Here is a 259-nt window from a genome sequence, read left to right on the forward strand (position 1 = left end):
TCTTCAGCGACAGCGGCAGGCTCATCTGCAACAGCAGCAGAATCTTCAGCAACAGCGGCAGGTTCATCTGCAACAGCGGCTGAAAGCTCAGCGACAGCGGCAGGTTCATCTGCAACAGCGGCAGAATCTTCAGCAACCGCAGCAGGTTCATCTGCAACCGCGGCTGAAAGTTCAGCGACAGCAGCAGGCTCATCTGCAACCGCGGCAGGATCTTCAGCAACAGCGGCAGGCTCATCTGCAACAGCAGCAGGTTCATCTG

At 57.5% G+C, this 259-nt stretch carries 1 protein-coding gene; it reads right to left on the reverse strand.

Translation table 11 applies throughout. The annotated features are described in order from the left end of the window. On the reverse strand, positions 1-259 hold a 259-nt coding region (locus HSP_RS11435), incomplete at both ends, for a hypothetical protein (protein ID WP_167535277.1).

The sequence above is a fragment of the Haemophilus sputorum CCUG 13788 genome (assembly GCF_000238795.1).
GTDB classification, from domain to species: Bacteria; Pseudomonadota; Gammaproteobacteria; order Enterobacterales; family Pasteurellaceae; genus Haemophilus_A; species Haemophilus_A sputorum.